The following is a 783-nucleotide window of genomic DNA, read 5'->3' as shown; positions in this document are numbered from 1 at the left end:
AGATCAGCAGACAGCAAAAACAGTACTTACGTCAGTGCCCAGCTTTCACGGGGCAACTCAATCCGTGCGCTCGCGGCCGTTGTAGGAGGCATCCCGGACGCGGATAGGAAGCGACCTGCAGCGGTTTTCCGTGGCGTCGCAAAGTCAGCCAAGCCAGACGACGCTGTCGTAATGGAAGGCCTGCCGCCGATTGTGGTAGCCTCTTTTCCGGGTCCATTTCACTTGGCGCGGCTTCTCGAAGTAGCAAGTTCTGCACTTATCGAAGTAGCCGTCATCAACATTGACCCGCCATACGGTGTACCTGCCGATCGCTGGCATCATTCGATGGCGCGAGTCGCGAAGAAGAGGACTTACATCTGGTCGAACCACCTCGCTGCATTCAGGGCAGGCTACCTCGAACCGGGCACATCTTGTGCAGTTGGTTTTCCAACAGGTGCAGGCAAATCGACCACCGCGCAATTAAAGAATCATGCAGCTCTTCTGCGAGATCTGAAAGTTGCTTTCCTCGCGCCAACCCATGCACTGGTTGATTCTGACCGCGAGCCATATCGAGCCTGAGAGCTTTGCGGAAATCGGACTTCTCATCCTCGACGAGTGCCATCTGATCCATCCGAAGACTGACGGAGATCGGCGAGCTATCGACGCAATGCTATGCCTGATCCGCTTTACTCGGGTTGACCCAGATGCGGATCTTGTCCTCCTATCAGCTATGGTGAGGTAATCCTCCCCATCGTTAAGGGGGTTTATTCGTAGAATTTTCTCGTAGCGTGAGCTGAGGAGATT

General features: G+C 54.7%; 1 pseudogene. It reads left to right on the top strand.

Features of this window, described 5'->3' with window-relative positions:
* Window positions 1-558: pseudogene (locus FHD67_RS20805) on the top strand (DEAD/DEAH box helicase); the annotation flags it as partial.
* Window positions 559-783 lie beyond the last annotated feature (225 nt).

The sequence above is a fragment of the Paracoccus haeundaensis genome, assembly GCF_006239215.1.
GTDB lineage: Bacteria > Pseudomonadota > Alphaproteobacteria > Rhodobacterales > Rhodobacteraceae > Paracoccus > Paracoccus marcusii.
Note: the sequence above shows the minus strand (reverse complement) of the source record. Positions and strands in the feature narration are given on the sequence as shown.